The following is a 26,613-nucleotide window of genomic DNA, read 5'->3' on the forward strand; positions in this document are numbered from 1 at the left end:
GGGCGCCGTCACGCTGAGGAGCTCCACGGGTGCTGATCTGTCCGTGACCGGACGCGCCGACCTGCTCAAGGCGCTCGGTGTGTCCTCGTCGGTCGGCGGCGGCAATGCCACCGTCAACGTCAACCGCGCGACCAGCGCAGCCTCGCTGGGTGCGACGCTCACCGACGGTTCGACGCTGAACGTCAACGGCAAGGTCATCACCTTCAAGAACGCGCCGACCCCGGGCTCGGCCGGTGCTCCGGCCGTTGCCAGCGGCTACGGCGCGAGCGGTGCGGTCGTCACCGACGGCGACGGCAATTCGACCGTCTATCTGCAGGCCGGCACGGTTGCCGACGTGCTGAACGCGATCGACCTTGCCACCGGCGTGCAGACCGCGACCATCGCAGCCAACGGCACCGCGACGTTTGCGGCCGCCTCGGGCCAGTCGAAATCGTCGATCAACTCGTCAGGCCAGCTCAAGATCGCCACCGGCATCAACGCCGACCTGTCGATCACCGGCACAGGCAACGCGCTGAACGTGTTCGGCCTCGCCGGCAACACCGGCAGCGCCACCGCATTCACCGCGGCCCGCACCTCCGGCATCGGCGGCATCGCCGGCAAGACCTTGACCTTCACCTCCTTCAACGGCGGCACGGCGGTCAACGTCACCTTCGGCGACGGCACCAACGGCACGGTCAAGACGCTCGATCAGCTCAACACCAAGCTGCAGGCCAACAACCTGTCCGCAACGATCGACGCCAACGGCCTGCTGACCATCACCGCCTCCAACGACTATGCGTCCTCCACGCTCGGTTCGACGGCGGCGGGCGGTTGGATCGGTGGCACGCTGACCTCGGCGCTGACCTTCTCGACGGCTTCCACGCCCGTCCAGGATGGCGTTGCCCAGACGGCGCGTGCCAATCTGGTGACTCAGTTCAACAATATCCTGAACCAGATCGACACCACCGCGCAGGACTCCTCGTTCAACGGCGTCAACCTCTTGAACGGCGACCAGCTCAAGCTGGTGTTCGACGAGACCGCCAAGTCGAGCCTGAACATCACGGGCGTGACCTACAATTCCAAGGGTCTCGGCCTCGCCTCGCTGACGGTCGGCGTCGACTTCATCGACAACGCCGCCGCCAACCGGGTGCTGACCAACCTCAACGCCGCATCGAGCACGCTGCGCTCGCAGGCCTCGAGCCTCGGCTCGAACCTCTCGGTGGTGCAGATCCGTCAGGACTTCAACAAGAACCTGATCAACGTGCTGCAGACCGGCTCGTCCAACCTGACGCTGGCCGACACCAATGTCGAGGCGGCCAACAGCCAGGCGCTGTCGACCCGCCAGTCGATCGCGGTCTCGGCGCTGTCGCTGGCCAACACGTCGCAGCAGAGCGTGCTGCAGCTGCTCCGCTAACAAGCGGCTGAAATCACTGACTAAAATCGAGCGGCGGGGCCTTGGTCCCGCCGCTTTTTCTTTGCGTCCGGGGGCGGGCAGGGGCGTTCATCGGCGGTTAACCCTATCCCTTAAACCGCCGTTAACCATACTTTAAAGGACACCTCGTAAAACTGGACAAAAGGCCGGCTTTCCAGCCCGCGCGGCCGATTCGTATCCGGTTCAAGAGGAAGACTCGCCAATGTCCAACATCGTTCTCTCGGCGTCAGTTCGCCAGAACCTGTTGTCGCTGCAGTCGACGGCCGACTTGCTGGCCACGACGCAGGAGCGGCTGTCGACCGGCAAGAAGGTCAACACGGCGCTCGACAATCCCACCAACTTCTTCACGGCGCAGGGGCTGGACAACCGGGCGAGCGACATCAGCAACCTGCTCGACGGCATCAATAACGGCGTCCAGGTGTTGCAGGCCGCCAACACAGGCATCACCTCGCTGCAGAAACTGATCGACAGCGCCAAGTCGATCGCCAACCAGGCGCTGCAGACCACGGTCGGCTATTCCACCAAGTCGAACGTCTCCACCACGATTCCCGGCGCGACCCCGGCCGACCTGCGCGGCACGACCTCCTATGCGAGTGCGACCGCGAAGAGCAACGTGCTCTATACCGGCGCGGCCGGCGGCGTGACCCCGGTCACGGGAACTGCCGCACTCGGCGCCTCGCTCGGTTCGAGCGCCGGCACCTTCACAGGTACGGCCGCGCTCGCGGCCGACGGCACCACCGCGCTGTCCGGCACGGCGACGCTGGTCGGCACCACGGCATCGACCACCTTCGGCACGCCGCCCGCGGACGGCGACACCATCACGGTGAACGGCAAGACCATCACCTTCCGCACCGGCGTTGCTCCGAGCGCCCAGCCGACCGGCTGGGGCCTCGACGCCAGCGGGCACATCGCCACCGATGGCAACGGCAATTCGATCATTTATCAGGGAACGGCGGCGGCGCCCCTAGCGACCGTCAACGACGTCCTCACCGCCATCGACCTCGCCAGCGGCGTCAAGACCGCAACCATCAGCGCAGGCGCGGCGACATTCGCGGTCAGCGGCTCGGCCGGCCCTGTCGGCACGCTTCAGGTAGCATCGTCCATCTCGGGTGGTGGCGCGGTGACGCTGAAGAGTTCGACCGGCGCCGATCTGAGCGTGACGGGCAAGGCCGACTTCCTCAAAGCACTCGGCCTGACGTCCGCGACCGGCGCGGGCAACGCGAACGTGACCGCGAACCGCTCGACGACCGCGGGTTCGCTCGGCACCCTGGTCCAGGACGGCTCGACGCTGAACATCGGCGGCAAGACCATCACCTTCAAGAACGCGCAGACGCCGCAATCGACAGCGAGCGTGGCCACCGGCTATGGCGTCAGCGGCAACGTCGTCACAGACGGCAACGGTAACTCGACGGTCTACATCCAGAGCGCGACGCTGACCGATCTGCTTAACGCGGTCGACCTCGCCACCGGCGTCAAGACCGCCAGCATCTTCAACGGCGCGGCAACCATCTCGACCACCGCGGGCCAGATCCCGTCGTCGGTCAACAGCAGCGGTCAGCTTGCGCTCTCGACCGGCATCAATGCCGACCTGTCGATCACCGGCACCGGCAATGCGCTCAGCGCCTTCGGCCTCAGCGGCAACACGGGAACGGCGACGGCCTTCACCGCGGCGCGCACTTCGGGCGTCGGCGGCATCAGCGGCAAGACCCTGACCTTCACCTCCTTCAACGGCGGCACGCCTGTCAACGTCACCTTCGGCGACGGCACCAACGGCACCGTCAAGACGCTTGACCAACTCAACGCGCAGCTTCAGGCCAATCACCTGACGGCCACGATCGATGCCAACGGCGTGCTCACGGTGACCACCGTCAATGAATACGCCTCTTCGACGCTCGGCTCGACGATCGCGGGCGGCGCGGTCGGCGGCACGATCACCGGCGTTCTCGCCTTCACCACCGCGCAGCCGCCGGTCCAGGATCCCGTGGCGCAGACCGCGCGCTCCAACCTGGTCAACCAGTTCAACAACATTCTGGCCCAGATCGACACGACCTCGCAGGACTCCTCCTTCAACGGCGTCAACCTGCTCAATGGCGACACGCTGAAGCTGGTCTTCAACGAGACCGGCAGCTCCACGCTGAGCATCAACGGCGTGGTGTTCAATGCGGCGGGCCTCGGTCTCAGCAATCTCGTCAACGGCGTCGATTTCATCGACAACGGTGCCACCAACAGGGTGCTGGCCAGCCTGAACGCGGCCTCGAGCACGTTGCGTTCGCAAGGCTCCACGCTCGGTTCGAACCTGTCGATCGTGCAGGTGCGTCAGGACTTCTCCAAGAACCTGATCAACGTGCTGCAGACCGGCTCAGCCAACCTGACGCTTGCCGACACCAATGAGGAAGCGGCGAACAGCCAGGCGCTGTCGACGCGCCAGTCGATCGCGGTCTCCGCGCTGTCGCTGGCCAACCAGTCGCAACAGAGCGTGCTGCAACTGCTCCGCTAATTCCGCAGCGCAACTTCGCTATTCGAGATTACGCGGCGGAGCTGATGCTCCGCCGTTCTTTTGAGGAAGATCGCTAAGTCGAGATTAGCCGAGATCGACGCGGATCACGCCAGGCGAGTTTACATCGTGCGTGCGTAGATCTAGCGTTGCGCTGACGAAGGACTCCGTGCCCCGTAATTCTGCGGAGTACTTCCAAGCACGATACGTAAGCAAATCTTAAGCGGTGCTGCCTAGGGTTGGGAAAGAAATCCTTAAGCGCGTACAACGCGCTAGGTAACCTCCAGGGTGTGATTGATGTCGAATTCCGCTGCCTCGGCTTATGCGCGTGTTGCAACCACCACCGCATCTCCTCGCGACATCGAGGCGCAGACTCTGCTCAAGGCCGCCAACAAGCTCCAGGACGCGGTGAACAACGCCGATCCGCTCAGCGAGCAGACCATGCAGGCCCTGATGTTCAACCGCAAGCTCTGGACCATCTTCCTGAGCGAGGCGATGCGCGACAGCAATCCGCAGCCGATCGACGTCCGGCAGAAGATCGCCAACATCAGCGTGTTCGTGTTGAGCCAGACCGCCGCGCTGCAGATGAGCCCGCAGTTCGATCACTTCCGTCCGCTGATCGAGATCAACCGCAATATCGCGGCAGGGCTGTCCGGACGGCCGTGACGGAATTCGTGATGGTCGCATCACGAGCACATCGGCGAAACTCGCAATTTAGGCAGGAGCTGATCGCGGCCAGTGGTCTTGCCTCGGCACGCGAACTCCGCGCTGACCGATGACGGCCAGACGCAGAGCAGAAACATCGGCATCGATCGCGTGATCGTTAGGCGCTGAGATCCGTGCTGAGCGGACGCGAGGGCTCGGACTTCATGTCCAGTGCGTGGAAATAGGCACGCCGGCGGAGCATCGCCTCGTCAGGGAACTGGTTCACCACCGTGTCGGTCTTGTCGTTGACGACCTGAAAGACGAAGGACGCGGCCGCCTGGTCGAACACGACCTGGCGCGAGATGTTCTCGTGGTTCGGCAAATCATTGCGCACCGGCGCGCTCGTATCGCTCGCGGCGACCGTTTGCCTCACCGGAAGATCAGTTTGCACAGCCTCGTTCGCCGCCGAATTCGACGTCGGTACGATCTGCACGGGGGCCGGGATCCCCACCGGCCTGATGCTGAAATCTGTACTCATGGCAGCCTCCTGGTTGCCTTACGTGAGTCAAATCCCAACCCCTCTAATCACGCAAGCATGGAACACCAGGACTGAACACCCGGTAAGGAAACGTGCCTAACCGCGCGACGCCATCGCCGCGCGGTTTTTCCTAAAATTGTCGGTTGTTCTCGTGCTGCTCAGAGCGAGCGGCTGACCGCAAGCGGCGTGATATGGCGCGGACCTGGCGCTGCGCTGCGCCCGGCGGCGGTATAGGTGTTCGGCACGTTGCGCTTCTGGATCTCGGCGTTGACGCCGCGCACGACGCTTTCGGAAACCGCGTGCGCGGTCGCGAGCACGGTGAGATTGACCTGGAGCATCGCGCGGAACGCATCGTGGTGGCGATGCAGCGTCGAGAGGAGCTCCGGCGCGGACTTCGCGAGCTGGTCCTGGTTTGCTTTCAGCTGGCCGACTGCGCTGACGTAGCTGCGCGACAATTCCTGCTTCTTGCCCTCGAGCGTCATCGCCTCGCGGACCTTGCCGGCGCGGACGAGCTCTGTCTCGCGCTCGATCAATCCGAGCAGGGCGCTCATCGCGTCCATTAGGCCTTCGGCGAGCTTGCGCGCCTCGCTGCTGACGGGCGCGCTGCCCGGGCGCTGGGCCTGCATCGGCTGACGTGAGGCGTTGAAATGGTTCATCTCGTTTGACCTTATGCCGTGCGGATCGTTTTCGCCTGCTGCAGGATGAGGGTACGGTAGACGTCGCTGGCGATGCCGACGCCGCCGGCCTGGGCGAAGTTCTTGGAATATTGCTCGGTCAGCATCGAGCGCCATACGCCGGTGCCGGGCGTGTCGCCGAACGGGCCTTCGCCTTTCAGGCCCGAGGTCATCTGCGCGAACATGCTGTTGAGGAACATTGCCTCGAAGTCGGTGGCGGTCTTCTGGGCCTTGGCCTGTTGCTGCGGCGAGACCTTTTGCAGCGCGGCGGCGAGCTCGAAGTCCGGCCGGCCGTTCCGGCTCTCGACCGAGAAGGCCGAACTGGTGGCGAGGCGAGGGGTGTTGATCGCGCTGGTCTGCATCACATCACCTCGATGTCGGCTTCGATGGCGCCGGCGGCCTTGATCGCCTGGAGGATGCTGATCATGTCGCGGGGGCCGATGCCGAGGCCGTTGAGGCCGTCGACGAGCTGCTGGAGCGAGACGCCGTCCTTGACGAGCGCCAGCTTCTTGCCGTCCTCGGTGACGGTGACGCTGCTGCGCGGCGCGACCACGGTGCGGCCGCGTGACAGCGGATTGGGCTGGCTCACTTGCGGGCTCTCGGAGATGGTGACCGTGAGGTTGCCCTGCGCCACCGCGACGGTGGCGACGCGGACGTCGCGGCCCATCACGATGATGCCGCTGCGTTCGTCGATGACGATCTTGGCGGCGAGATCAGGGTCGACCTGGAGCTGCTCGATCTCGGTGAGGAAAGCGACGACGTTGCCCTTGAACTCGGGCGGGATCGACAGCTGCACCGTCGAGGGATCGATCGGCTCGGCGGTCTTGACGCCGAGATAGTCGTTGATTGCGGCCGCGATGCGCTTGGCCGTCGTGAAGTCGGGGTTGCGCAGCGCCAGGCGGACGTTCGGCAGCCGGTTGAGCGCGAACTCGATCTCGCGCTCGATGATGGCGCCGTTGGCGATGCGTCCCACCGTTGGCACGCCGCGCACGATCTTGGCCGCCTCGCCCTCGGCCTGGAAGCCGGAGATCGCGAGCGAGCCCTGCGCCACCGCATAGACGTTGCCGTCGGCGCCGAGCAGGGGGGTGACCAGCAGGGTGCCGCCCTGGAGGTTCTTGGCGTCGCCGAGCGCGGACACCGTGACGTCCATGCGCGTGCCCTGAGTGGCGAAGGCCGGCAGGTTGCCCGTGACCATGACGGCGGCGACGTTGCCGGTGCGGATGGTGGCGCCGCGGATGTTGACGCCCATGCGCTCGAGCATCGCCTGCAGCGACTGCTTGGTGAAGGGGATGTTGTTGAGCGTGTCGCCGGTGCCGTTGAGGCCGACGACGAGGCCATAACCGATGAGCTGGTTCTGCCGCACGCCCTCGATATTGGCGAGGTCCTTGATGCGCGAGGTCGCCGCCGCCGAGGTGACCGACAGCGCCAGCGCCGACAGCGCGGCGCAGGCCAACCCAACAATCCTCACCCAACGAACGCCTGGCATCTCTGCTCCCCAAGGCCCCTAGAAAAGGCTCCTCAAATCGGACAGGACTTGCACGACACTCCCATGACGAGCTGGTCCGGCGCTTTCCTTGCGAGCGCTGTGCCAACGCCTGATGGCGAGGTAGGTGGCTGAATAGCTTGAATAAATCTGTTGCGACCGCTGTCAGCACTGGTTCGCCCTGTGGAGCGAAACTGCCGGCTGTCGGCAGATTTTGCCGGGCCGTTTACGCCCCGTTAACCATAAGACAGCGAAGGTGAGGCATCGATCACCCGGATTCTTTCCGATGCGCATCTACGGACCGAACGGTACGACGCTTGGCACGCCGGCCAGCCAGGCCAAGCGGACGGGCTCCGGCAGTTTCGTGCTGCCCGACACCTCATCTGCGCAGGAGACGCGGAGCGCTGCCGCACCGAAGGCGGCCGCCAACATCGATGCGCTGCTAGCGTTGCAGGGTGTCGAGGAGGATCCGGTCGAGCGCCGCAAGCGCTCGGTCGCCCGCGGCAGGACTGCGCTCGACGTGCTCGACGATCTCAAGATGGGCCTGTTGTCCGGCAATCTCGACGCCTCGACCGTGATGCGGCTGCGTGATGCGGCGGCCCACCTGAAATCGTCCTCAGGCGATGCCGGTCTCGATGCGGTGCTCTCCGAGATCGAGCTGCGGGTCGAGGTCGAACTGGCGAAGGCCGGGCAGGCGTAGTCACGGAGGCTCTTACGCCGCTTCCTCCTTCAACTGCGCATCATAGCGGCGCTGGGCGGCGAGCACGTCTTTCAGATTTTGCTCGGCCCAATCGCGTAAGGGATCCACAGCCGCCGCCAGTGTCAGGCCGAGCTGGGTGATCGAATATTCCACCGTCACTGGCACGGTCGCGATGGCGCGGCGCCTGATCAGGCCGTCGCGTTCGAGCGACTTGAGCACCTGGCTCAGCATCTTCTGCGAGATGCCTTCAATCGTGCGGCGCAATTGATTGAAGCGCATCGGCTCCTCGCGCAGGAGCAAGAGGATCAGCACCGCCCATTTGTCGCCGACGCGATCGAGGATTTGGCGGGTGGGGCAGTTCGCTGCGTAGACGTCGGGTTTCATCGTCGTTTCTCGGAAATCCATACCGTTGCTTGGCATCCGCGTGCCGGTTGTACGCGATCAGTTACCTCAGCGTAATCAGGTAAGCACAAAGTGCTCTCTTAACACCAGCATTCTTTGCGATATCTAGTCTCTATCAGTTACCAGAGACGCAAAGGAGCCTTCCATGAAAATCGCAGTCGCCGGTGCCTCGGGCCGGGCGGGGTCGGAGATCACCAGGGAACTGTCCCGCCGCGGCCACACGGTCACGGCCATCGCCCGGAACCCGGAAAAGATTGCGGCCCTGCCGAACGTCACGCCAACCAAGGGGGATGTGCTCGACCAGGCGGGCCTCGGCAAGCTGTGGGCCGGTCACGACGTCGCCGTGAGTTCCGTGCACTTCCTGGCCAGTGATCCGCTCAAGCTGATCGGTGCGGCGAAGGACTCCAAGGTCGGTCGCTACCTCGTGGTGGGCGGCGCCGGGAGCCTCGAGGTTGCCCCGGGCGTGAAGCTGGTCACGACTCCCAATTTTCCGGCCCAATACAAGGCCGAAGCGGAGGCGGGCTCGGCCTTCCTGGACCTGCTGCGGCAGGAAAAGGACCTGAATTGGACCTTCATCTCGCCCTCGGCGCTGTTCGAGGAGGGGGAGCGCACCGGCAAGTTCCGGCTCGGGACCGACCAGCTTCTCGCAGATGCGAACGGCAAGAGCTGGATCACCTTCGCCGACTACGCCATTGCGCTCGCCGACGAGATCGAAAAGCCGGCCCACCTGAAGCAGCGCTTCACGGTCGGCTATTAACGGCGGCCAGCTGCCTCCAAGCCCTCAAGGATAAACCTTCCTGTGCAAGGGCTTGGGGGCGCGGATCGGGCGGTGAGGGAAATATTGTCTGTCACGGGAGGCCACTATATAAGGCCCGGCTCAACGGACCCCGGTCCGTCCGCGAGTCGTTGCTTAAGAAGATAGGCCTCCCTTGGAAAAGTTGAAAAACTACCGACCGACCGACAAAGAGCCTTTCATGAACGACCGGCAGAAGGAGTACTTCCGTTTGAAGCTCCTCGCCTGGAAGGATGAGATCCTCAAAGAATCCAAGCTCACCCTGCAGGCTCTGCAGGAGGAGAACGTGAACCACCCCGATCTCGCCGATCGGGCCTCGTCCGAAACCGACCGTGCCATCGAACTCCGCGCCCGCGACCGCCAGCGCAAATTGATCGCCAAGATCGATGCCGCGCTCCAGCGTATCGAGGACAACACCTACGGCTATTGCGAGGAAACCGGCGAGCCGATCTCGTTGAAGCGGCTCGAGGCCCGGCCCATCGCGACGCTCTCGGTGGAAGCGCAGGAGCGTCACGAGAAACGCGAGAAGGTCTATCGCGACGAATAAGGTCCGAGCCGCAGAGATGCGGCTCTTTGTTTTTGGACGCAGGGCGCCATTTCGCGCCATGCTCCGCATATTGCCCATAGCTTGCCGTCGCGCCCACCATGGCGACAGCGCGATCGCGAAAAGTGAATCGCGATCAACGGGCTAGACCGGATTGCTCCGAGCTCACGTGAGTTCGGATGAGAAACAGCCTTCACTTCAGGTGCGGGAGATTTTGCGAGTCGCATCAACGAGATCGACTCTGAAGTTGAGACGCTGATCCAGCTGCATCAAGCATCGCTGCAATCAGGCCTGCTGCGACGTCCCAAGCCGGGTATCCCCATTAAGCCTGGGCCAGCTCAATATTTCCTTAAAAGCTCGAGCTCGCGCAGCTGCGTGGTCAGCATGTGCTGGGTGATGCCGCCGATCGACGCAAGGCGCTGAAACGAACCGCGCCGTTCATCAGCGCAAACAGGATCTCCAGTTTGAGGGGAATGCGGGTCATGAGCACTGTTCTGGTCACCGGCGGGTCGGGCTTCGTCGGCATCCATGTCGTCCTGCAACTTCTGGCCGCCGGCCATGCCGTGCGGACGACGGTGCGACGGCCGGAGCGCCAAGCCGATGTGCTCGCCATGCTGCGCGAGGGCGGGGCGGCGACGCCCGAGAGCGTGGCCTTCGTCACCGCCGATCTGACCCGGGACGACGGCTGGGAGGCGGCGGTCGCGGGCTGCGACTACGTTCTCCACGTGGCGTCCCCGCTCTCGACCACCGTCCCGACGGACGAGAACGAGATGATCATCCCCGCCCGCGACGGAACGATCCGGGTGCTCCGGGCCGCGCGCGCGGCCGGTGTCAAGAGAGTCGTCATCACCTCGTCGCTGGGCGCGATCGGCTATGGCCATCCGCCGCGCGACAAGCCGTTCGATGAGACCGAATGGACCAATCTCGCCGGTGTCGACGGCCAACCCTACGTCAAGTCCAAGACGCTGGCCGAGCGGGCGGCTTGGGATTTCGTCGCGGGCGAGGGGAATGGGCTGGAGCTGTCGGTGATCAACCCTGCCGGTATTTTCGGGCCGGTGCTGGGGCCGGACTTTTCCGGCTCGATCGAGATCGTCAGATCTCTGCTCGACGGTGCCATGCCGGCGGTGCCGCGGGTCTATTTCGGCGTGGTCGACGTCCGCGACGTCGCCGAGCTGCATCTGCGGGCGATGATTGCTCCGGAGGCGAAGGGCGAGCGTTTCATCGCGGTCTCCGGCGAGACGATGTCGATCCTCGACATCGCCCGCGTGCTGCGGCGGGAACTCGGGCCCCGGGTTCCGCGGCTCCAGGCGCCGGACTGGCTGGTGCGGCTGGCCGCCCGCCGGATTCTGCTGCTGCGTGCGGTCGTGCCGATGCTCGGAATGATCAGGCATTCCACCAGCGCCAAGGCCAAGTCGCTGCTCGGCTGGCAGGCGCGCTCCAATGAGGAGGCGATCCTTGCGACCGCCGAGAGCCTGATCCGGCTCGGCCTCGTCAAGGGGTGAGGGCACGCCACCCGCGCTTGTCAGGCCGGGGCGGGGATGCTGAAGTGCCGCCTTGGACTGCGTAGCGTGGGAGGCGGCGCCGATGGACAAGATTCTCGAAGCCGCAAAGGCGATCGCGCTGGCGCGTCGCAACCACGCCCCGCTCGCGGCGCTGGAGCGGCCCCCTGCGGACGAAGCCGAGGGCTATCAGGTCCAGCGCACCCTGCACGATCTGCTGCTGCCGCATGTCGGCCCGCTCGTCGGCTACAAGATCGGCTGCACCAGCCAGGTGATGCAGGACTATATCGGCATCCCGCACCCTTGCGGCGGCGGCGTGTTCCAGAAGGGCGTCCATGACAGCGGCGCCAAGCTCGCCGCCTCCAATTATGTCCGCGTCGGCGTCGAATGCGAGATCGCGGTGCGGCTGAAGCGGGACCTTGCCGCCGGCGAAGCGCCCTTCACGGCCGAATGGGTCGGCGAGGCGGTCGAGTCCTATCACCCCGCGATCGAGATCGTCGACGATCGCTACGTGAAATGGGAGACGATGGGCGCGCCGACCTTGATCGCCGACGATTTCTTTGCCGCCGGCTGCGTGCTGGGCCCATCGGTCCCGCGCTCGTCGGTGCCGGACCTCAAGGCGGTCAAGGGCCGCGCCATCGTCAACGGCGAGGAGGTCAGCCACGGCACCGGTGCGGACGTGCTCGGCCATCCCCACAACGCGCTCGCCTGGCTGGCCAACCATCTCGCCGCCGAGGGCAAGGGGCTGCACGCGGGGCAGCTCGTGCTCACCGGCAGCCTGGTGAAGACGCTGTGGCTGAAGGCCGGCGACAAGGTGCGGATGGAGCTGGACGGGCTCGGCGTGGTGGAGGCGGAGTTTACGTGAGGGGCATTGGTCCTCTCCGCAGTCATTCCCCGCGAAGGCGAGGAATCCAGTACGCCGCGCAGAATCAATTTAACCACTGACGTCTCGGAATACTGGATCGTCCGCCTTCGCGGACGATGACGGGGCACACGCTTCTGCCTTCATTTTTCCGTCGTTGAGAGGAGCCCTCGCGACGAAGCAATCCAGTCTGTCTCCGTTGAGGGATTCTGGATTGCTTCCGCCTTCGCCAAGGCTTCGGTGGACAAGTCGCTGCGCTCGCAATGGCGGAGTGTGCTGTCGCGGCGTTGCAATAATGTCGCGGACCTGCCTCGCAGTACGCAGTTTCTGACACATCCCGACAAAGGCATCTTGCGCCCGCCGGCAATCGGGTCTATGAGCCCCGTCCCATTCAACCTGCGCGTTCAAAATTGAGGAGACCAGCCGTGAGTACTTTGTGGCGATCGACACATTCCGTGCCGACGCTCTCAGTGCGTCCGGCTGACAGTCATCCAATCATGTTGAACGACAATGGCACAGTCATTGATTCAGCGCCGGCGGGAGGCCGAGCGCACGCGGGTTGAAGCCTACGAGCTGTCGCTGCGGCACGTGTCGCAGCGGACGCGTCCTCCACCGGATTTCGAGAACGCGATCAAAGAGGCCAGGCGTGGCTTCGAGGCGAACGTCCTTCGCGATGCTTCGGCATGGAAGCCGCAGCTGAAAACTCGCGACGCGGCGCGTCTTCGTCTTGGCGCCGCCCGCTATCTCTTTGCGCGCTATCCTGTCGCTGAGCATCTGGAGCAGATCTGGATCGACAGCGCGGGACTGAGCCGCGACGAGATCATGTTGCGCAAGCGATGGTATGTCGTGGCGGCCGGCGGCGGTTCGCTCTACGCCGCCGGTGCGGCCGAATGGCTGTCTCGCAAGGAGGTCCATGCCTTCCTCAATCCGTTGGGGAAGGTCGGCTTCGAGGCTGCGATCTGGCAGGCGATTGCGCGTTCCTATGCGACCGATCCCGCTGTTGCGATGCGGATCGCGCGCACCAGGATCACGCAGACGCAGCGCGCTCAGCATCGCTTCTGGCGCGAGGTGGTGCGCTTCTTCTGCGCGTATGCCACCACGGTCGAAGACGTGGATGACTTCCATGACTACCTCGCCGATTGCCACCGGCGTGATCCAGAGTACACCCTCAAGGGGCGTTCACTGATCTCGCTTGGGCGGCAGATGCGCGAATGGCATCGCGATCTCGATGCGATTGCTCGTATCGAGGCCGCACGCCGTCGCGCCGAGGCGGCGCGAAACCGTGCGCGGGGGCTGGCAGCAGGCCCCGAGCAGGGCGAGGACCGTTGGCTCGGTGCAGCGATCGCGGACTGGTCATGGACAAAGTCGTCCAAGGACCGGGCCAAGCGCGAAGAATATGTTGTGATCCAGTTGAGGACGGCAGCCGATCTCGTGGCTGAGACGCGCAGCATGCGTCACTGCGTCGCCACTTACGCGACAAAGTGCATTGCCGGGCATGCCTCGATCTGGTCGCTCCGTCGCCGTGCCTCGGGTGACGTCCAGCGGCTGCTGACCATCGAGCTTGATACCCGTTCCAGGGCGGTTCAGGTTCGCGGGTTTGCGAACCGTCCGCCGTTTGCCGAGGAGTGCAAGATCCTCCAGCGATGGGCGCAAGCACGCGGGATCATGCTGCTGTGAGAGAAGCCTGCGCCGCTTCGGCGGCGCAGGCAAAATACATGCGGCCCTCGCCAGGGGAGCTAGCGAGGGCCGCGTAGTACATCGTCGTTCGCGCCTTTAGTTCGCGAGCACGATGTGGGAGCTCTTGAAGGCGCTTAGAAGGGCAGCAGCACGTCCATGACCTGCTGGCCGTAGCGCGGCTGCTGCACGTCGGTGATCTGGCCGCGGCCGCCATAGGCGATGCGGGCCTGGGCGATCTTGGTGGAGTCGATGGTGTTGTCGCTCTGGATGTCCTCGGGGCGGACGATGCCGGCGACGATCAGCTCGCGAATTTCGAAGTTGACGCGGATCTCCTGCTTGCCTTCGACCACCAAATTGCCGTTCGGCAGCACCTGGGTCACCACCGCGGCGACGTTGGTCTGCAGAGCTTCCTTGCGGTCGACGCTGCCCTTGCCCTCGCTCGAGGAGGTCGAGTCGGCGGTCAGGATGCGGCCGGGGAGGATCTTGTTGGCCTGGGTGATCGTCTGGGAGCCGATGAAGTCCGTGATCCCGGAATCTTCCTTGTTGCTGCGGCTGCGCGAGGTGTCGTTCTCGATGTTGGCCTTGTCGGTGATGTTCACGGCCACCGTCAGGAGATCGCCGACCTGGCGGGCGCGCTGGTCCTTGAAGAAAGCGCGGCTGCCGTTGCGCCACAGCGAGTTCGGATTGTAGGAGGCGACCTCGGGTTTGGGCATCGGCATCTGCACCGGCTTGTAACCGGGTTGCGTCGTCGGATTGTCGATCGCCGACAGCTTCGGCTGCTCGCCGATCTGCGACAGGCGGTCGATCGAGGAGCAGCCGCTCGCCAATGCGCAAGTCGCTAGCAGCAGGGCAGAGATCGCGATGCGACGAAGGCGGGAGGCCGAACTGAACGTGGACATGAATCTACTCTGACTTGGCTGGAGCTTGCGAGAAGCGAACTTGCGGAATCTGGGCTTGGGCGATCTCGGCTGCGGACGCGGGTGCCTGGACCAGGCTCTGCGCCAGGGCAGCGGCCGCCGGCACGGGGTCACGCTTGACCGACGAGGTCTGCTCGACCGCCGGTGCCATCGGTGCGGACTGGCTGGCGCCCTGCACCGTGACCTGGCCGCGGCCGGTCACGATGCCGGTCAGCGTGCGCTTGGAGTGCAGATTGAGCACGCTGACGGTGTCGCCCTCGGCGCCGCTCTCGATCGCCTTGCCGCGCGTGGTGAGATAAAGGCCGGGCACCTGGTAGATGATGGTGACCGCCTGGTCGCGCACCACGAAGTCGGGCCTGACGAGGTCGGCGGCGCGGATCGGCGTGCCCGCGCGCATTGCTCGGCGCAGCTGCATGCCGATGCTGCGGTCTCGCGAGGCAGGCTCGCCGGTGACCTCGGCCTTCGGCCGGCGCTCCAACGACAGGTCGGAAGATTTCAGAAGCTCGGCGCGGTCGATGTCGCGGGTCAGCACGGCCACCTCCACCGTCTCGATCGCGGTGCCGGTGAAGCGCAGCTTGGTCGGTGCGGCATTGCCGTCGTTGGCAATCTCGAAGGCGATGTCGAAACGGCCGCTGCGGGCATCATAGCGGGTTGCGACCGGCTGCAGCGCGCCGCTGTTGGAGGCGTCCAGCCGCATCTCGGCGACGCTGCGGTCGAACGTGATGGTGATGTTGGCGGCGTCTCCGAGGCCGAAGCGGCGCTCGAGCGCCGCGGCGACGGCGTTCTCGATATCCTTGCTCGCGAGCGTGCGGGCGAGGCGGGTGACCTGGACCTCCTTGATGTCCCCGGTCATGACGCCGATCACCTGTTTGGCCCGCAGCACCGACAGCACCTGGCCGACCGTCAGCGTGCCGGTGGTGCCGAGATCGGGCGAGCGGTAGACCGGGATCAGCGCGGCCGATCCGGCGTTGTCGATGAGATCGCCGATCCGCACCACGTCCGAGGTCACCGTGACGCTTGCGCGCAGCGTCGGCGCGGCGATGAAATCGTTGGCGGCCGCTGCCGGCAAGGCCAGCGCGACAAGAGTGGAGATAGCGGCGAGGGTGGCGCGGATCATCGTCATCACCTCAGCGGAACAGCGCCGTGGTCGATTGCATCATCTGGTCGGCGGCGCTGATCACCTTGGCGTTCATCTCGTAGGCGCGCTGGGCGGCGATCAGGTCGCTCATCTCCGAGACAACGTCGACATTGGCCTGCTCAAGGCTGCCTTGCGTGAGCTTGCCGTAACCCTCGGTGTTCGCGGTGCCGTCCTGCGGCGCACCGGACGAGGGCGTCTCGGTGAACTGGTTGTTACCGACTGGCTGCAGGCCCGCCTTGTTGATGAAGCGCGTGACGCCGATCTGGCCGACGATCGAGGAGGTGGTTGAGCCCGGCAACGTCACCGAGACCTGGCCCTGCTCGCTCACGGAGATGCCCGAGGCGTTGTTGGGAATGGTGATAGTGGGCTGCACCGGATTGCCCTGCGCGGTGACGACGCGGCCCTGATTGTCCATCTGGAAGGTGCCGTCGCGGGTGTACTGGAAGGTGCCGTCGGGCATCAGGATCTTGAAGAAGCCCTCGCCCGAGATGGCGAGGTCGAGGTCGTTGCCGGTCTGCGACAGCGTGCCTTGGGTCATGCTGCGCGGCGTGCCGACGGTCTTGACGCCGCCGCCGATGTCGACGCCGACCGGCAGGATGGTGCCCTGGTCCGACGATTGGGCGCCGACGCGGCGGACATGCTCGTAGATCAGGTCCTGGAACGCCGCCGTCTGCTTCTTGAAGCCGGTGGTGCGGAGGTTGGCGATGTTGTTGGAGATCACCTGAACGTTGAGTTCCTGTGCCGCCATTCCGGTCGCTGCGGTGTGAAGCGCCTGCATCTCAGTTCTCCTTCAATCAGGCCGGAACGTCGGCGAGCTTCTCGATCGCCGATTTGTGGAGGTCGCTCTGCTGCTGCAGCAGGTTGGCGACCGCGGCGTAGCTGCGCATCACCTCGACCATGCGGGTCATCTCGCCGACCGCATTCACGTTCGACTTCTCGACATAGCCCTGCTGCAGGGTGGACTTGGTGTCGGGCTGCTGGTTCGCCGAGCCGGCGGCATAGAGATTGGCGCCGAGCTTGGTCAGCTTGGCCGGATCGTCGAACGAGACCATGCGGATCTTGCCGCGGATCGAGTCGGTCCGCGCCGTGCCCTCGAGCACCGTGACGGTGCCGTCGGGCGCGACGTTGATGTCGTGGTCGGTCGGCTGAAAGGTGATCGGGCCGGCATTGCCAAGCACGAGATTGCCGTCGGCGGTGACGAGCTGGCCGGTGCTGTTGAGCGAGAACTTGCCGTCGCGGGTATAGAACTCGCCGCCATTGGCCTGCACTGCGAAATAGGCGCCGCCGTTGATCGCCATGTCGAGCGGATTGTTGGTCGGCTCCAGCGGCCCCTTGCTGATGTTGCGGAAGGTGCCGCGGTCCTGGACATACGAGACCCGGCGGTCGCGGCCGATGAAATTGTCCTCACGCGCGTTCGAGTTCAGATATTCCTCGAACAGCGAATGGTCGGATTTGAAGCCGTTGGTGTTGGCATTGGCGACGTTGTTGGCGATGACATCCATCTGCCGCTCCAACGTCATCTGCCGTGACAAGCCGATCAGACGCGCGTTCTGCATCGGAAATCTCCCCTGAGCGGATCTGCCATTTCGCTCTCCCAAGCGCCTTGGCGGACCCCGTGACCGAGACCGTCGGGTTCTCCCAAACCGTGAAGTCTCGGCCCCTTCTCAGCGAAAGCCGTGCCAATCAGGAAAATCACGTAACTTCAATGTGTTGGCGACTTTCGAGGGGCGCGAGCAGGCGGCAGAAAGGTTCTGTTAGCCATGTTTGCCCGGCAGATTTTTCCTAGCGGCGGCCCAATCGAAAGATTCCGTTAACCATTATTACCGTAGCGTTTGCGCATCAGAGGAGCGCATTGCGCTGGGGCATTCGTATCGCGTCATTGTCTGCCAGGAGGCTTCGCTCTTTCGACCCCTTTGAGAGATGAACGGGCGCGGCAACCATGGCAGAGAACGAGGAAGGCGGCGCAGCCGCTGATGGCGCGGAAGCCGCTCCGCCGAAGAACAAGCTCAAGCTCATCATCATGGTCGTCGGCGCGCTCGCCGTGCTCGGCGGCGGTGCTGCGACCTGGTTCTTCTTCTTCCGTCATAGCGGCGATGAGCATCATGCCGAGGCCGCGCCGCCGCCGAAGCCGCCGGCCTTCGTCGACGTTCCCGACCTGATGGTCAACCTCGCCGGTTCGCCCGGCGAGCGCGTGCAATATCTGCGGTTGAAGATCGTGCTGGAGCTGAAGGAAGAGAAGCAGATCGAGGCGATCAAGCCGACGATGCCGCGCGTCACCGACATCTTCCAGACCTATGTGCGCGAGCTGCGCCCGTCCGACCTCAACGGTTCGGCCGGCATCTTCCGCCTCAAGGAGGAGCTGACCAAGCGCGTCAACGCGGCGGTCGCCCCGATCCAGGTCAGCGCCGTGCTGTTCAAGGAAGTCGTGGTCCAGTGAGCATGACGGACTAGGGATCATGGCGGGCAACGACCAAGTCGACCAGGATGCAATTGCCGCCCAGTGGGAGGCCTCGCTCGATAGCGAGGATCCCGCCGAGGCGGCAAAGGCTGCCGCCGAGAACGAGCTATCGGAGACTATGGCCCTGCAATGGGCCGCCATGGTCGAGGACGGCAGCCGCGATCTCGGCACCGGCAAGAATTCCGGCGAGCGGGTGTTGTCCCAGGAGGAGATCGACAATCTCCTCGGCTTCACCGTCGGTGACGTCACGCTCGACGACCATTCCGGCATTCGCGCGATCATCGATTCGGCGATGGTCTCCTACGAGCGCCTGCCGATGCTCGAAATCGTCTTCGACCGCCTGGTGCGGTTGATGACGACCTCCTTGCGCAATTTCACCTCCGACAACGTCGAAGTCTCGCTCGATCGCATCACCTCCGTGCGCTTCGGCGACTACATGAACTCGATCCCGCTGCCCGCCGTCCTCACCGTCTTCAAGGCCGAGGAGTGGGAGAACTTCGGCATGGCGACGGTCGATTCCAACCTGATCTATTCGATGATCGACGTGCTGCTCGGCGGCCGCCGCGGCACCAGCCAGCTGCGCATCGAGGGCCGGCCCTACACCACGATCGAGACCGAGCTGGTGAAGCGGCTGGTCGAGGTGGTGCTGGCCGACGCCGAGCAGGCGTTCCGGCCGCTGTCGCCGGTGACCTTCTCGATCGACCGGCTCGAGACCAATCCGCGTTTCGCCGCGATCAGCCGTCCCGCCAACGCCGCAATCCTGGTGCGCCTGCGCATCGACATGGAAGACCGCGGCGGCAATATCGAGCTGCTGCTGCCTTACGCGACCATCGAGCCGATCCGGGGCGTCCTGCTCCAGATGTTCATGGGCGAAAAGTTCGGCCGCGACCCGGTCTGGGAGGGCCACTTCGCCACCGAGATTGTGCAGGCCGAGATCGCCGTCGACGCCGTGCTCTACGAGGCCGACATTCCGCTCAAGCAGCTGATGCGGCTCAAGGTGGGCGACACGCTGCCGCTCGACATGCGCGCCGACGCCAACGTCACCGTGCGTTGCGGCGACGTCACGCTGACCGAGGGGCGGATGGGCCGGGTCGGCGACCGCGTCGCGATCCGTGTGACGAAACCCTTGCGCAAGCCAAGTACGACACTTGCGATGTTCGAGAAGGTGGACGAGCAGAACAAGATGATGGAGGCCCCATGAACCACTCCCTGGGAATGGCGATCGAGACGCTGGTGGCTATCCTGCTGATGCTGACGATCGTCTACTGCGTCACGCTCAACAAGCGCTTGAGGCGGCTGAAGGCGGACGAGCATTCGCTGAAGGCCGTCATCGCCGAGCTGATCACCGCGACCGAGATCGCCGAGCGCGCGATCGGCGGGCTGAAGCTCGCCGTGCGCGACGTCAACGAGAACCTCGGCAGCCAGCTCGCCGCCGCGACGCAGATGTCGGATCAGCTCTACAAGCAGCTCGGCGAGGCCGACAACGTGGTGCGGCGCCTGTCCAAGATCGCGATCGCCGCGCGTCCCGTCACCAATCCGGAGACGGTCGCCGCGCCCGCGGCCAAGCCGTCGTCCGCGAAGGCAGTGGCGGCGGCCGCCGAAGCCTTCTCCGAGCGCCGACGATCCAACGGCCTTGCCGCATGAAGCCTGGGTATGAAGTCATTTCGTAACATCCGCGTCATTCCCGTCGTCCTGGTCGCCGTCGCCGGCCTCGCCACGCTGAAGGTGGCGGGCCTTGCGATCAACGGCGGCTATGTCTTCGACTACAAGCCGAACCAGGGCAAGAAATCCTGGGCGGAAGAGAACCTGAATTTCCCGACCGGCCGCGAGGATCCCGACATCACCGGCTCGACCCCTGCGCCGAAGGAAGCACCCAAGCCGGCAGCGCCCGAGACCAAGATGGAGGGTGGCACCGTCGTCAAGATCGACGAGGGGCAGCCGCAGGTCTCGGCCGCGGAGCGCGCGATCCTGGAACGGTTGCAGGCGCGGCGGCAGGAGATCGAGGCCCGTCAGCGCGAGATCGACATCCGCGAAAGCCTGCTCAAGTCGGCCGAGAAGCGCATTGAGACCAAGGTCGAGGAGATGAAGGCGGTGGAAACCCGCATCTCCGCGACCCAGGCCGAGCAGAAGGCCGCCGAAGCCCAGCGCATGAAGGGCCTCGTGACCATGTACGAGGGCATGAAGCCCAAGGATGCCGCGCGGGTGTTCGACCGGCTCGAAATGGGCGTGCTGATCGAGATCGCCTCGGCGATCGCGCCGCGCAAGATGTCGGACATCCTGGGCCTGATGTCATCGGAAGCCGCCGAGCGGCTGACCGTCGAGATGGCCCGCCGCGCCAATGGCGGCGGCGATCAGTCCGCCTCGGCCGGCGAATTGCCCAAGATCGACGGCAAGCCGACGCAAAAGCCGAATTGAGGCTCGAGGAGAAGCGCGCTTTCAATCCGCGCGCTGTCGCGCGGTCGTTCGACTGAAGCCCAGCGAAATGCCTCGTGCGCCTAATTCGCGAAGGCCTGTTGCACCCTGCGAACAGGCGGGCGCAACTGCTGCTCCATCTGGGCGAGGATATTGACCTGCTGCTTGATCAGCGCCGCCTTTGAGACGCGGGTCACGAGCTGCAGGGTGCTGTGGCAACAGGCACATTCATATGTCTTCAGGGCATATCCTCTGGCAATCGGGACGATCGCGACGACCGCTCTTGCTCTGCTACACACAATGCAACCGGCTTCTCCGCTCATTGATTACCCCCAGAGCTAACCAATGCGATTTGCATCGCCGAGATTCACATCTGATTCAGAGTCGCGCGCGAACCGCAACGAGCCGAAGGTTGTGAGTGCGCGCTCAGCAACCCGTCAAGGTGGAAATCAGAATCCCGTGGCGGATGCAGCCGGGGCAGGCGGCATCCTCCGGGACTGCGATGACTTGACGCGCGCAGGTGTGAAGTGGCGTACAGTGGTGCTCAAGGCGCCGTCCTACGCTTCGGTCATTCGCAGTCGGCAGCGCAGGAGGAGGCCATGAACTACTCGTCCGCAGCAGAACGCGTCATCGAGGCCGTCAACCGGATGCTCATAGCGGCGATGACATCCGCATGGACATCCGCGCTAAGCCATCAGCATGCCGCGCCGCCGGATGGCGAGGCCGGCAACGATGATCAATCTTCTCTTGGCGAAGAGAGCTCCTCGGCGCCCGATGGCGCCGGGACGCAACACTGAAGAGCCCATTGGCTCGGGGCGTCACAAGATCAGATCGTGCAAGCCGTGGCCGTGAGCCGGACTTGGGCCATGAGGCGGATCAACATCGGGCGGAGTTGGTTCAGGCGTGAACGCCAGTTCGAGCCCGTGGAATCCTCCAGCGTGGCCGGGATGACCGGCGAGGTCTAGATGATCCGGCACCACGCTGTGCTGTGAGCCCTGCGAAGCGTTATCCTTGAACTTGAACGACTCGCCGAGCTGCTGCGTCTCGCTTGCAAGCGAATGGTTGGCGCCTCCGCTCGACGACTTCAGAAGGCTCGGATTGAGCGTCGCCTCTGCCATTCCATCGTTGGCACGACCGTGGGCATGCGCCGCCTCGTCGGCGTTTCCTTGAGGCGAGGCGCCGTGATTCCCGGCATTGTTCCCCGGTGCAAGCCCGCGCCCGGCGTGCTGTTCGGCGGCATTCTGGTCAAAATTCAGCGCGGCGATGGCAATGTCAGGCATGTGGCCGCTTCCAGCAATCGCGCCACTTTTGGCCAGCAATGCTGTGTCGGGACCGGCCAGGTGGTCGAAGACAAAACTGGCCTCCGTCGGTGCGGCGACGTATTGCGACATCGTAGACGGTCCGCTGCCCGAAGGAGTTACCGCAACAATAGCGAGTGTTTCGGTCGAGGGCGTTTGCATCGGGTCCGAACTGGAGATGCTCGAATATTCAGTTTGTTCGATCTGGTCCGAAGGCGTATCCAGGTTGTGGAGCGGCTCGCTTGACTGGATGTCCGGACTCTCTGCGAGGAGCGTGCCGTCGCCGCTTCCGGAGTCGGACGAGATTTCGGAAGTGATCGTCATTAGCCCGGCCGCATCACTCTGCAGGGTTGCGGTGAGGTCGGTCAGCTCGCTGGCGACCGCCACTACAGGCGCCGCTGGCGCCAGGATGAAGTCCGAGGCATCGACGGTTGCAATCCCCTGCAAATGGAGTTCGAGCAGACTGGAATCGCCGATGTGCAGGGTCTGGTCCGTTGAGTTGACGTACACGATGGTTTCGTTCGACGCGCTGTCATAGATCCAGGCGATCGTATGTGGCGGCACCGTCGTGTTGGTTGAGCTCAACGCCAAGATGGCAAACCCGAGCGCGCCAAAGGCGGTCAGGTCGATCCTGTCCGCTCCCGATGCGAAGTCGGTGATGGTGTCGAACTGACCGGCACGGGAATCGGCAACGAACAAATATGCGAAACGATCGTTGCCATTGCTGCCGGTGAGTTGGTCCGCACCAAATCCGCCGGTTATGGTATCGGCGCCGTTGTTGCCGTTTACCGTATCGTTTCCCGAGCCGCCGTAGATGGCATCATTGCCATCGTTGCCCTTGATCGTGTCATTGCCTGAGCCGCCATAGAGAACGTCCGTCTTGCCGGTCCCATTGACCGTATCACTGCCGGCTCCCGCATAGATGACCTGACCTGTGTCGCCGCCGCCGGCGATGGTTTCGCTCCCCGGCGTTCCGTACACGTTCGGAGGATCGGAGATCACGACGGATCCGGTGGCCAGGTTGTCAAAATCGTTGGGGTCGGCATCGCTGGCGCCATGAATGGCGACGGTCACCGTCTGCGTGGTACCGTCGATCGTGGTCACCGTGAATGTGTCGGTCAGGGTGTCGCCGGAATCGAGAGCCTCAACCACGCTGTTGTTGTTGTCGAGGGTGTACGTCCATGCGCCGGCTGCGGTCATCGTGAAGGTGCCGTATCCGTCGTCGCTCGCGGTCGGTGAAGAGATCGCGGTGAACGTATTCGGCGCGTTGTCGACGTCGGTATCGGTCAGCGTGCCAGTCGCGATGGGAGCGCCGGGCGAGAAGGTTCCTGCCTCGGTCACTGAGCCGGTCGTGGTGCCGGAAATGAGGGCCGCGTCGTTGCCGCCGTGAATGGTGATCGTCACCACCTGCGGCGTGCCGTCGAGGGTCGTGACAGTAAAACTGTCGGTGAGTGTGTCCCCGACATTCAGCGCCTGCACCGCGCCGCTCGCATTGTCGAGCATGTAGGTCCACGCGCCGGCGGCGGTTAGCGTAAAGGTGCCATAACCATTCGTGCTTGCCTTGGGCGAACTCACCGCAGTGAAGGTATTGGACGCATTGTCGACGTCGGCGGCAAACAGCGTGCCGGTTGCGCTCGGGCTGCCCGGTGTCGCATTGGCAACGCCGCCGGCCTCGGTCACCGCACCGGTCGTGGTGCCGGAAACGATGGCGGCATCGTTGGTGCCATGGATGGTGACCGTCACCACTTGGGCGGTTCCATCCAGAGTGGTCACCGTGAACGTGTCGGTCAGCGTTTCGCCGGTATTGAGCGCCTGCACCGCAGCGTTGGCGTTGTCGAGCGTGTAGGTCCACACGCCGGCAGCCGTCATGGTGAAGGTGCCGTAGCCGGCGGCGCTCTGCGTCGGCGAGCCGACGGCCGTGAATGCATTTGCGATCGTGTCCACGTCGGTATCGGTGAGGGTGCCGGTCGCGATGGGCGTGCCGGGGTTAGCACTGGCGACGCCGCCAGCCTCGATGACGGCGCCGGTCGTGTCGCCGGAGATGACCGCTGCATCACTGGCTCCCTGGATGGTGATCGTCACCACCTGGGGCGTGCCTCCGATCGTGGTCACCGTGAAGCTGTCGGTTAGCGTTTGGCCGGCATTGAGCCTCTGCACTGCGAGGTTCGAATTGTCCACGGTGTAGGTCCACACGCCGGCAGCCGTCATCGTGAAGGTGCCATAGCCGCCGGTGCTCGTCGTTGGCGAACTCACGGCCGTGAACGTATTTGGTGGGTCGTCGACGTCGGTATCGGAAAGCGTGCCGGTCGCAATCCGCGTGCCGGGCGTTCCATTGGCAATGCCGCCAGCCTCGACGATCGAGCCGGTCGTGGTGCCGGAGATGATTGCAGCGTCGTCGACACCGTTGATGGTGACTGTGAACGTCTGACTCGCAGAACTGAGGCCGTCGGAAACCGTGATGACGAAACTGTCGGTCGTGGGCGCCTTCAGCGCGTTGATCGCGATGCTGTCAGGCACGAACGTGTAGGCGCCGCTCGTACTGTTGACGTAGAGCGTTCCGTACGGACCGGGCTTTGACAGGTCGTATGTCACTCCGCCGAGGACCGTCTCGCCGGCGGTTGCCCCTATGACGCCAAAGGTCAGCTTGGCGCTGCCGCTGGTGCTGCTGGCAGCGAAGATTCCGCTCGTCGCAGTGAATGTATCAAACACCACCGTATCGAGCTCGGTCGGCCCCGCTCCGGTGCTGAGTGTCGGCGGTATGGGGTCGAAAACGGGAATGGCGAATGGCGACACAGGCGCCAGCAAATTCTGCAGCGAGGGCGGGTCGGGCTGAATGAAATTGATCGGCTGCAGCGATTGGGTTTTGACGAAGGGAGGCGTGCTCGAGCCATGCGGCCCCTGTCCGTCCAGATTGGCGAGCACGTCCTGCTGTGCGGCGCGCAACTCGTCCATGCGAGCGGCCGAGTTCGCGACCTGATTGACACTGATGGTGGATCCCACTTTCTTGACGATGATCGTTTCGCCGGGATCATCGACGATGATGTGCCGTGGGATCGGCTCCTTGGTCACGAGCTCAAAGGCGCCGTGCGCAAGGTCCTTGTAAGTGATGGAGTCGTCATCTAGGAATGTGACGTCCGGGTCCGCGGCCTCGGCATTTTCCGCGACCGAGAAAGTCAATGCTGCAAGCGTCAGCATTCCGAAACCGCCCGCGTGACTCCGGGCGCGAATACCTGCAATTGGCGTATTCAGCTGGATAGACCCGGTTTCTGCCAGCCGACCTGGTACGAAACTGAAGCTGCCTCGGGTCACGTCGAACAGGGCTGTAGGTGACGTGCCTTCGACGTCGAAGACGAATTCGCTCAGCGCCAGGCGCGTGTCGCAGGAGATGTTGAAGAGAGTACCGTCGATGAAGCGAATCGTGATCTGTCCGTCGGCGTCGGTCTCTATCACGTCGGCCCGGTAGACAGGCGCGCCGGCTACGGCCTGTGTGGCAACGCCACTGGCTCGCGCGAGCGTGCCGCAGCCGATCGCTGTATGAATATGGCCAATGATTTGGACGGGCAGGGCCGCGGCGGCCCTATTGCCAACCTGGACATCGGATGCAACCAACATGGCTCGACCTCGCCTGGGTGATCGATTCAGGCTCGGCGTGCTGCCATGGTCTTTCGGGGCGGCCCTCGCCAAGGGACAAATATCCTGGGCGCTGGCAGCCGAAGGCTTGCCCGCCGAAATCATCAAGTCTGGTCCAGAGAGACGCATGGCGCGGGGACGGCGGCGCGTAATGCCATTCCCGGCGCATATCCCTCCCGCTAAAGTGATTAAATTGACAAACGAGAGCTTATTTAATTTGTGGCCGCTTCCGTAGGGCCGCGGTAAATTAGAACGATTAAAATTATTAAACAAGAAATTTATTTATTGCGGCGGCGCTTCGCGGTTCAAGAAGTGAGCCGCCGCTAGCGGTAGGATCTTCTCGGAAAGGGCGGATCATGTGCAGACCTACGACAGCCGCTTTGGCGACCGGCTTGGTCTTGGCGCTTGCCAATTTCTTGCCGAGTGCGGCTCAAGCGCAAATCGATTCCGCCGGGCCCGCCGTCACCAGCTCGTCTTCCAAACCGATTGGCAAGGTGGTGGCGGCCACAGGCTCCGTCACGATCGAACATGCGGGCGCAGTGATCGTTCAAGCGAATGTCTCAAGTGAGCCCGGCCAGGCCAAGAGGGGTGATCCCGTATATCTTGGCGACGTGGTGCTGACCGGAGACGACGGCCGGGTCGGAATAAATCTTAGCGACGGCAGCTCGTTCAATTTATCGAGCAACGCCCGTATGGTGCTGGATCACTATGTGTATGAGCCGGCCGGCAAGTCCAACGCGACCCTGTTCAGTCTTGCCAAGGGAACGTTCACTTTTGTTGCGGGCAATGTTGCGAAGACCGGCGATATGAAGGTCGATACGCCCGTTGCCACGTTGGGGATCCGAGGTACGACGCCGCACATCGAGATTTCTGATGACGGGTCAGCCAAATTTTCGACGCTGATCGAAGAGGGCAAAAGCAAGGTCCTGAAGAAGCCGCCGGCCGGCGCGGCGCCGGAGCCCGATCGAAGCGCCAATCGCAGGCTCATTATCTGTCGGGGATGCTGAGAAGTTTGCTCGGCCGAAGCCGCCGTGATGC

25 protein-coding genes are annotated in these 26,613 nt (G+C 64.0%); 15 read left to right on the forward strand and 10 right to left on the reverse strand.

The features are described 5' to 3' along the window. From I6F33_RS11220 to flaF, 3 genes are all read left to right on the forward strand, one after another. On the forward strand, positions 1-1,393 hold a 1,393-nt coding region (locus I6F33_RS11220; protein ID WP_225142499.1), incomplete at its 5' end, for a DUF1522 domain-containing protein. Between the two features lie 220 nt (positions 1,394-1,613). Continuing rightward, positions 1,614-3,908 (forward strand): DUF1522 domain-containing protein, encoded by a 2,295-nt coding sequence (locus tag I6F33_RS11225; protein ID WP_036043756.1) that lies wholly within the window; start codon positions 1,614-1,616, stop codon positions 3,906-3,908. 294 nt (positions 3,909-4,202) lie between these two features. Further along, the gene (gene flaF / locus I6F33_RS11230; RefSeq protein ID WP_018642830.1) at positions 4,203-4,571 is read left to right on the forward strand and encodes a flagellar biosynthesis regulator FlaF; all 369 of its coding nucleotides are present in this window, start codon (positions 4,203-4,205) and stop codon (positions 4,569-4,571) included. A gap of 157 nt (positions 4,572-4,728) precedes the next feature. On the opposite strand, the gene I6F33_RS11235 is transcribed toward flaF, so the two are convergent. From I6F33_RS11235 to I6F33_RS11250, 4 genes are all read right to left on the reverse strand, one after another. After that, positions 4,729-5,088, reverse strand: coding sequence for a hypothetical protein (locus I6F33_RS11235; RefSeq protein WP_036027927.1), 360 nt, complete (start codon positions 5,086-5,088; stop codon positions 4,729-4,731). 158 nt (positions 5,089-5,246) lie between these two features. After that, positions 5,247-5,744, reverse strand: coding sequence for a hypothetical protein (locus tag I6F33_RS11240; protein WP_036013118.1), 498 nt, complete (start codon positions 5,742-5,744; stop codon positions 5,247-5,249). A gap of 11 nt (positions 5,745-5,755) precedes the next feature. After that, the gene (flgJ, locus tag I6F33_RS11245) at positions 5,756-6,124 is read right to left on the reverse strand and encodes a flagellar assembly peptidoglycan hydrolase FlgJ (protein ID WP_036013115.1); all 369 of its coding nucleotides are present in this window, start codon (positions 6,122-6,124) and stop codon (positions 5,756-5,758) included. Next, entirely contained in the window at positions 6,124-7,248 is a 1,125-nt protein-coding gene (locus I6F33_RS11250) for a flagellar basal body P-ring protein FlgI (RefSeq protein ID WP_036027924.1), read from the reverse strand. Before I6F33_RS11250 ends, flgJ begins: the two co-directional genes overlap by 1 nt. 283 nt (positions 7,249-7,531) lie before the next feature. Between I6F33_RS11250 and I6F33_RS11255 the strand changes: the two genes are divergently transcribed. Further along, entirely contained in the window at positions 7,532-7,945 is a 414-nt protein-coding gene (locus tag I6F33_RS11255) for a flagellar assembly protein FliX (protein ID WP_036027923.1), read from the forward strand. A 12-nt stretch (positions 7,946-7,957) separates the two neighbouring features. Here I6F33_RS11255 and I6F33_RS11260 read toward each other — a convergent pair whose 3' ends face one another. Further along, the gene (locus I6F33_RS11260) at positions 7,958-8,329 is read right to left on the reverse strand and encodes a helix-turn-helix domain-containing protein (RefSeq protein WP_025037390.1); all 372 of its coding nucleotides are present in this window, start codon (positions 8,327-8,329) and stop codon (positions 7,958-7,960) included. A 163-nt stretch (positions 8,330-8,492) separates the two neighbouring features. On the opposite strand from I6F33_RS11260, the gene I6F33_RS11265 reads away from it, so the two are divergent. From I6F33_RS11265 to I6F33_RS11285, 5 genes are all read left to right on the forward strand, one after another. Next, the gene (locus I6F33_RS11265; RefSeq protein WP_225142501.1) at positions 8,493-9,104 is read left to right on the forward strand and encodes an NAD(P)-dependent oxidoreductase; all 612 of its coding nucleotides are present in this window, start codon (positions 8,493-8,495) and stop codon (positions 9,102-9,104) included. 217 nt (positions 9,105-9,321) lie between these two features. Further along, positions 9,322-9,687 (forward strand): RNA polymerase-binding protein DksA, encoded by a 366-nt coding sequence (dksA, locus tag I6F33_RS11270; protein WP_085966600.1) that lies wholly within the window; start codon positions 9,322-9,324, stop codon positions 9,685-9,687. A 479-nt stretch (positions 9,688-10,166) separates the two neighbouring features. Next, on the forward strand, positions 10,167-11,186 hold the full coding sequence (locus tag I6F33_RS11275) for an aldehyde reductase (RefSeq protein ID WP_225142503.1): 1,020 nt from the start codon (positions 10,167-10,169) through the stop codon (positions 11,184-11,186). An 82-nt stretch (positions 11,187-11,268) separates the two neighbouring features. After that, positions 11,269-12,048 (forward strand): 2-keto-4-pentenoate hydratase, encoded by a 780-nt coding sequence (locus I6F33_RS11280; RefSeq protein WP_036043766.1) that lies wholly within the window; start codon positions 11,269-11,271, stop codon positions 12,046-12,048. Positions 12,049-12,555: 507 nt separating this feature from the next. Then, the gene (locus tag I6F33_RS11285) at positions 12,556-13,722 is read left to right on the forward strand and encodes a PcfJ domain-containing protein (RefSeq protein WP_225142505.1); all 1,167 of its coding nucleotides are present in this window, start codon (positions 12,556-12,558) and stop codon (positions 13,720-13,722) included. A 134-nt stretch (positions 13,723-13,856) separates the two neighbouring features. Here the strand turns inward: I6F33_RS11285 and flgH are convergent, their stop codons facing one another. From flgH to flgF, 4 genes are read right to left on the reverse strand one after another with little or no spacing between them, the layout of a single operon-like run. Then, complete coding sequence (gene flgH / locus I6F33_RS11290) at positions 13,857-14,621, reverse strand: flagellar basal body L-ring protein FlgH (protein ID WP_025037386.1); 765 nt, start codon at positions 14,619-14,621, stop codon at positions 13,857-13,859. A 4-nt stretch (positions 14,622-14,625) separates the two neighbouring features. Continuing rightward, positions 14,626-15,756, reverse strand: coding sequence for a flagellar basal body P-ring formation chaperone FlgA (gene flgA / locus I6F33_RS11295; RefSeq protein ID WP_225142507.1), 1,131 nt, complete (start codon positions 15,754-15,756; stop codon positions 14,626-14,628). Between the two features lie 10 nt (positions 15,757-15,766). Then, a complete protein-coding gene (gene flgG / locus I6F33_RS11300; RefSeq protein ID WP_036013098.1) occupies positions 15,767-16,555 on the reverse strand; it encodes a flagellar basal-body rod protein FlgG in 789 nt (262 codons plus the stop codon). Positions 16,556-16,571: 16 nt separating this feature from the next. Beyond that, complete coding sequence (flgF, locus tag I6F33_RS11305) at positions 16,572-17,333, reverse strand: flagellar basal-body rod protein FlgF (RefSeq protein ID WP_225142509.1); 762 nt, start codon at positions 17,331-17,333, stop codon at positions 16,572-16,574. 383 nt (positions 17,334-17,716) lie between these two features. Between flgF and fliL the strand changes: the two genes are divergently transcribed. The 5 genes from fliL to I6F33_RS11330 all read left to right on the forward strand — a co-directional run bounded on the left by fliL (position 17,717) and on the right by I6F33_RS11330 (position 21,444). Then, the gene (gene fliL, locus I6F33_RS11310) at positions 17,717-18,214 is read left to right on the forward strand and encodes a flagellar basal body-associated protein FliL (RefSeq protein WP_036027917.1); all 498 of its coding nucleotides are present in this window, start codon (positions 17,717-17,719) and stop codon (positions 18,212-18,214) included. Positions 18,215-18,233: 19 nt separating this feature from the next. Then, entirely contained in the window at positions 18,234-19,436 is a 1,203-nt protein-coding gene (gene fliM, locus I6F33_RS11315) for a flagellar motor switch protein FliM (protein WP_036027916.1), read from the forward strand. Continuing rightward, entirely contained in the window at positions 19,433-19,879 is a 447-nt protein-coding gene (locus I6F33_RS11320; protein ID WP_057030304.1) for a DUF6468 domain-containing protein, read from the forward strand. Before fliM ends, I6F33_RS11320 begins: the two co-directional genes overlap by 4 nt. Positions 19,880-19,888: 9 nt before the next feature. Beyond that, a complete protein-coding gene (locus I6F33_RS11325) occupies positions 19,889-20,650 on the forward strand; it encodes a MotE family protein (protein WP_036013086.1) in 762 nt (253 codons plus the stop codon). A gap of 596 nt (positions 20,651-21,246) precedes the next feature. Then, on the forward strand, positions 21,247-21,444 hold the full coding sequence (locus I6F33_RS11330) for a hypothetical protein (protein ID WP_074448248.1): 198 nt from the start codon (positions 21,247-21,249) through the stop codon (positions 21,442-21,444). A 21-nt stretch (positions 21,445-21,465) separates the two neighbouring features. Here I6F33_RS11330 and I6F33_RS11335 read toward each other — a convergent pair whose 3' ends face one another. Further along, positions 21,466-25,557, reverse strand: coding sequence for a VCBS domain-containing protein (locus I6F33_RS11335; protein WP_225142511.1), 4,092 nt, complete (start codon positions 25,555-25,557; stop codon positions 21,466-21,468). Between the two features lie 410 nt (positions 25,558-25,967). Between I6F33_RS11335 and I6F33_RS11340 the strand changes: the two genes are divergently transcribed. Continuing rightward, positions 25,968-26,582, forward strand: coding sequence for a FecR domain-containing protein (locus I6F33_RS11340; RefSeq protein ID WP_225114654.1), 615 nt, complete (start codon positions 25,968-25,970; stop codon positions 26,580-26,582). The last annotated feature ends 31 nt before the right edge of the window (positions 26,583-26,613 follow it).

Origin of the sequence: Bradyrhizobium sp. BRP20 (genome assembly GCF_020194215.1) — a bacterium.
GTDB classification, from domain to species: Bacteria; Pseudomonadota; Alphaproteobacteria; order Rhizobiales; family Xanthobacteraceae; genus Bradyrhizobium; species Bradyrhizobium yuanmingense.